The organism is Microbulbifer okhotskensis, from assembly GCF_023895975.1.
GTDB classification, from domain to species: domain Bacteria; phylum Pseudomonadota; class Gammaproteobacteria; order Pseudomonadales; family Cellvibrionaceae; genus Microbulbifer; species Microbulbifer okhotskensis.
This window is the reverse complement of sequence record NZ_JALBWM010000562.1, coordinates 1-220: the sequence shown is the minus strand read 5'-3', so window position 1 is coordinate 220 and position 220 is coordinate 1. Positions and strand designations below refer to the sequence as shown.

General features: G+C 58.6%; 1 protein-coding gene. It reads left to right on the top strand.

Going from position 1 to position 220, the window contains the following annotated elements; genetic code table 11:
* Positions 1-220: putative phage head morphogenesis protein (locus MO867_RS23285; RefSeq protein ID WP_252473535.1), on the top strand; the 220-nt coding region annotated here is incomplete at both ends.

The following is a 220-nucleotide window of genomic DNA, read 5'->3' as shown; positions in this document are numbered from 1 at the left end:
ATGATCCCTGGTGGCTAAGCCATTACCCGCCCAACGGCTGGGGCTGCCAATGCACGGTGATCGCCTATAACCTGCGCGACCTAAACCGCATGGGCAAAAGTGGCCCGGACAAAGCCCCAGCGATCAAACTGCGCAAAATCACCTTTAAAGGCGCAGAGATTGAGATGCCGGAAGGTATCGACCCCGGCTGGGATTACGCCCCCGGCGGCAGCGATATTCA